This window comes from Nocardioides sp. NPDC057772 (genome assembly GCF_042798075.1).
Classification (GTDB): Bacteria; Actinomycetota; Actinomycetes; order Propionibacteriales; family Nocardioidaceae; genus Nocardioides.
In genome coordinates, this window is the sequence record NZ_JBHVKN010000282.1 from 1 (window position 1) to 4,895 (window position 4,895).

The 4,895-nt window shown below is 69.7% G+C and carries 4 protein-coding genes; 1 reads left to right on the top strand and 3 read right to left on the bottom strand.

Features of this window, described 5'->3' with window-relative positions; all coding sequences use genetic code 11:
- The 3 genes from ACFVJS_RS26220 to ACFVJS_RS26230 form a co-directional block, all read right to left on the bottom strand.
- Positions 1-1,274: MFS transporter (locus tag ACFVJS_RS26220; protein WP_378886475.1), on the bottom strand; the 1,274-nt coding region annotated here is incomplete at its 3' end.
- Positions 1,275-1,344: 70 nt separating this feature from the next.
- Positions 1,345-2,205 (bottom strand): shikimate dehydrogenase, encoded by an 861-nt coding sequence (locus ACFVJS_RS26225; protein WP_378886477.1) that lies wholly within the window; start codon positions 2,203-2,205, stop codon positions 1,345-1,347.
- Between the two features lie 133 nt (positions 2,206-2,338).
- A complete protein-coding gene (locus tag ACFVJS_RS26230) occupies positions 2,339-2,962 on the bottom strand; it encodes a TetR/AcrR family transcriptional regulator (RefSeq protein ID WP_378886480.1) in 624 nt (207 codons plus the stop codon).
- An 82-nt stretch (positions 2,963-3,044) separates the two neighbouring features.
- Here ACFVJS_RS26230 and ACFVJS_RS26235 point away from each other — a divergent pair, with 82 nt between their 5' ends.
- Entirely contained in the window at positions 3,045-4,820 is a 1,776-nt protein-coding gene (locus tag ACFVJS_RS26235) for a bifunctional sugar phosphate isomerase/epimerase/4-hydroxyphenylpyruvate dioxygenase family protein (RefSeq protein ID WP_378886482.1), read from the top strand.
- Positions 4,821-4,895 lie beyond the last annotated feature (75 nt).

A 4,895-nucleotide genomic window follows, 5' to 3' on the forward strand; every position in this document is an offset into this window, starting at 1 on the left:
GTCTCGCGGGCCGTCAGTGCGGCGACCGACGCGACGAGGCAGACGACCGCGGTGTAACCGGCGGTGACGACCCAGCCGCCCTCCTTCACGCCACCCAGAGCGGTGACGATCGACGGGGTGAACCCGGCCAGCATGAAGCCGATCTGGGTGCCGATCGCGACGCCGGAGAAGCGCACCGGGGTCGAGAACATCTCGCCGTAGAACGAGGGCCAGGTGGCGTTGGCGGCCGCGTAGCCGAACGAGAAGGTGACGATCGCGAGCGCGAAGACGAGCAGCTCGCTGCCCTGGCTCATCGAGAGCAGGTAGAACGGCATCATCACCGCGCTGGCCACGGCGCCGTAGATGAAGACGGGCTTGCGCCCGACCCGGTCGGCGAGCCGGCCGAACATGGGCTGGGTGAACAGCGCGACCAGGTTGGCCGCGACGACCAGCCACAGCGTGATCGAGTCGACCATGCCGACCGCGACGCCGTGGGCGATGGCCAGGTTGCCGAAGACGGTCGAGACGGCGGCGATGAAGGCGCAGCAGATGACCCGCAGCACGTCGGCCCAGTGGTCGCGCAGCAGCACCGCGAGCGGCAGCTTGGCGACCTCGTTGTTGGCCTTGGCCTCCTCGAACTCCGGCGTCTCGTTGAGGCGGCTGCGGATGAAGAACGCCACCACGACCACGATCGCGGAGAGCCAGAACGGGATGCGCCAGCCGATGCCGTACTTGATCTCGTCCGGCAGCGCGACGACCGGGATGAAGACCAACGCGGCCAGGATCTGGCCGCCCTGGGTGCCGGTCAGCGTCCACGAGGTGTAGAAGGAGCGCTTGTCGTCCGGGGCGTGCTCGAGCGTGAGCGAGCTGGCGCCGGCCTGCTCGCCAGCGGCCGAGAGCCCCTGGAGCAGGCGACAGAAGACCAGCAGCGCGGGCGCGATCCAGCCGGCCTGGTCGTACGACGGCAGGCAGCCGATCAGGAACGTGCCGCCACCCATCAGCAGGAGAGTGAACAGCAGCACCTTCCGGCGGCCGATCCGGTCGCCGAAGTGGCCGACGAAGATCGCGCCGACGGGGCGGGCGACGTACGCGAAGGCGAACGTCGCGAACGACATCACCAGCGCGGCGTCCCCGGTGCTGGGGAAGAAGACGTGCGGAAAGATGAGCGCCGCGGCGGAGCCGAAGACGAAGAAGTCGTAGTACTCGACGGCACTGCCCATGAAGCTGGCCAGCGCGGCCCGGACCGGGGTCTTGCCTTCCTGGTTCTCGGTGCTGTCGGTGTCAGGTCCCGCCATCGGGTCCTCCTCGGGTCTGTCCCGCGGTCCTGGCCGCGGGTTGTGGGGGGGGGTGGATGAGATTTCAGGGTCAGCCGGCCGCGGCCAGCTCGCGCAGGTGGGCGAGCATCCGCTCGGCATCGGGGTCGATGCCGGTGATCAGCCGGAAGGCGTCGACGGCCTGGTAGACCGCCATGTGGCCTCCGTGGAGCGTCCGGCAGCCGACCTCACGCGCGGCCTGCAGCAGCGCGGTGTCCAGAGGCCGGTAGACGATGTCCGCCACCCACAGGTCGGGGCGGAGGAGGCTGATGTCGAGGGGCGTGCCGGGGTGGTCGGCCATGCCCACCGGGGTGCAGTTGACCAGTCCGTCGGCCTCGGGCACGAGCGCGGCCAGCTTGTCGACGTGGCTCGCCTCGACGGCGCTGTCCGGGTGGTGACGTCGGATCTCCTCGACCCGCGCCTGGGCACGGTCGAGGTCCATGTCGGCGATGACCAGCCGGTCGACGCCCTGGCTCACCAGCGCGTGCGCGACGGCCGAGCCCGCCCCACCCGCACCGAGCTGGACGACGGTGCCGAGCGGCGCATCCGGCATCCCGGTGCGCAGCGCGTGGCCGAACCCGGTCGTGTCGGTGTTGTAGCCGACGGCTCCTTCCTCGGTGAAGACAACGGTGTTGACCGCACCGAGCCGGGCCGCGGTCTCGTCGAGCCGGTCGAGATGCTCGATCACGAGCTCCTTGCACGGGTGGGTGATGTTGAGCGCGTCGAAGCCGAGGCGCCGGGCGTCCTTCATCAGCTCGCCCACGCCTTCGGCCGGGACACCCAGACCGGTGATGTCGAGCGTCTTGTAGACGTACGACAACCCGTGCTCGAGGCCCTCGCGCATGTGCAGCGCCGGACTCAGCGAGGGTCCGACACCCGCACCGATCAGGCCGACGAGAAACGAAGACTTCATCTGGGTGATCCTTAATGTACGAACTAGTACGTTACGAGAGTGAAGGGCATCACATCTCGCCCCGGCTCGTCAACCCCCGCACAGCGAAGAGCCCGTCCCCGCAGCGCGGGAACGGGCTCTTTGCAGCCGGAGGTCAGTGAGCGGTGAGCCACCCGACGACGATGTCGCCGAGGATGCGACGGTGGCGCTCGCGTACGTCGGGAGCGAGCATGTCCCGACCGAACAGGAAGCCGAAGGTGGCGCTGTTGGCGACCTGGAAGACGCAGTAGGCGCTGATCATCATGTGCACGTCGATCGGGTCGACGTCGGCCCGCAGCTCGCCGGAGGCGCGACCGCGGGCGAGCACCTCGTCGAGGACGGTGGCGGCCGGAGCACCGAGCTCGCGCAGCGAGTCGACCTTCTCCAGATGCCGGCCGCGGTGGATGTTCTCGACGGAGACCAGGCGGATGAAGTCGGGGTGGTTGACGTGGTGGTCGAAGGTGAGCTCGGCGATCCGACGGATCGCGTCGACCGGCTCGAGGTCACCGGCGTGCAGACCCTGCTCGAGCTCGCGGATCCGGCGGTAAGCGGCCTCGAGCACGGCCAGGAACAGCCCCTCCTTGCCGCCGAAGTAGTAGTAGATCATCCGCTTCGTGGTGCGGGTGCGCTCGGCGATCTCGTCGACCCGGGCACCCGAATAGCCCTGCTCGGAGAACACCTCGGTCGCGACCTCGATCAGCTCGGACCGGGTGCGTTCGGCATCACGCGACTGAACCATGCCCCGAGCCTAGAGCACGACCCGCTTCCCAAGGCGTGGCAATGTATGTACCGTTTCGTACATTAGCCACGAACGGAGAACCATGCGCACCTCGATCGCCACCGTCTGCCTCAGCGGCGGGCTGGTCCAGAAGATGTACGCCGCGGCCGAGGCCGGCTTCGACGCGATCGAGATCTTCGAACCCGACCTCATCGCCGCACCCCAGTCCCCCGAGGAGATCCGGGCGCTGGCCGACCGGCTCGGGCTCACCCTCGACCTCTACCAGCCGTTCCGCGACGCCGAGGGTGTCGACGAGTCGGCCTTCGGCGAGGTGCTGCACCGGGCCGAGGCGAAGTTCCGGCTGATGCGGCGGCTCGGGATCGACCTGATGCTGGTCTGCAGCAACGTCGCCACTGCGACCGTCGACGACGACGAGGTCTCCGCGGGACAGCTGCGGCGGCTGGGCGATCTCGCGGCGACGTACGGGATCCGGCTGGCGTACGAAGCGCTGGCGTGGGGGCGCTTCGTCGACGACTACCGGCGCTCGTGGCGCATCGTCGAGCTGGCCGACCACGCATCCGTCGGGATCTGCCTGGACAGCTTCCACATCCTCTCGCGCGGCCACGACCCCAAGCAGATCGAGGACATCCCGGCCGAGAAGATCTTCTTCCTCCAGCTCGCCGACGCGCCCGCGCTCACCATGGACGTGCTCTCCTGGAGCCGCCACCACCGGCTCTTCCCCGGCGAGGGCAGCTTCGACCTGCCCGCCTTCCTCGACCACGTGCTCCGCGCCGGCTACGACGGCCCGCTCTCGCTGGAGGTCTTCAACGACACCTTCCGGCAGACCGATCCGGTCCGCACCGCCCGCCAGGCCCAGCGCTCGCTGCGTTGGCTCGCCGACCGCACCGCCGAGCTGCTCGGCGAGGAGGCCGGTCCGCTCCCCCGCCTGCCCGAGGTGACCGCCCCGGAGGCGTTCGACTTCGTGGAGATCAAAGCGACGGACACGTCGGGGGTGGAGGTGCTGCTCGAGCAGCTCGGCTTCGACTTCGGCGGCCGCCACCGCAGCAAGCAGGTGCGTCTGTGGACCTGGGGCTCGGCTCGCATCGTGTGCAACGACGTAGCCAGCTCCTCCCCTGAGCCGCGGATCGCGGCCGTCGGCTTCGACGTCGCCGACTCCGACCCGGCCGCCGAGCGCGCCGCACGGCTGATGGCACCGCCGGTCCACCGCCGGACGTACGCGGGTGAGCAGGCGCTGCGCGCCTTCACCTCCCCCGACGGTACCGAGGTGTTCCTCTCGCACGCGGAGGACTGGATCGGCGAGTTCGACGGCGGAGTGTCTCGCCCTGACGGACATGCGGCGCGGATCGACCACGTCAACCTGGTCCAGCCCTGGCACAGCTTCGACGAGGCGGTCCTCTTCTACACCAGCGTGCTGTCGCTGACGCCTCAGCCAACCCAGGAGGTCGCCGGCCCCGCCGGCCTCGTCCGCAGCCAGGTGATGAGCTCGCCGGCCGGCGGCGTACGTCTTCCGCTCAACCTGCTCCCGAACGGGCAGCAGGGCCAGGCCCAGCACGTCGCACTCGCCTGCCACGACATCATCGGCGTCGTCGCGGCCGCCCGCGAGCGCGGACTGCGACCGCTGAAGGTGCCGGGCAACTACTACGACGACCTCGTCGCCCGCTTCGGCCTGGCCGACGACCTCGTCACCACCCTGCGCGACCTCGACCTGCTCTACGACCGCGACGCCGACGGGGAGTACCTGCACTGCTACACCGAGACCGTCGGCGAGGTCTTCTTCGAGCTCGTCGAGCGCCGCGAGCGCTACGACGGCTACGGCGCCGGCAACGCCCCTGTCCGCCTGGTCAGCCAGGCAGGCTGACCCCAGTCGAGTCGGCCCGGTGACGGCGTGGGTGAGGAAGTCCCGGTGCCACACGAACAGCCCGGAGAGCCCGGC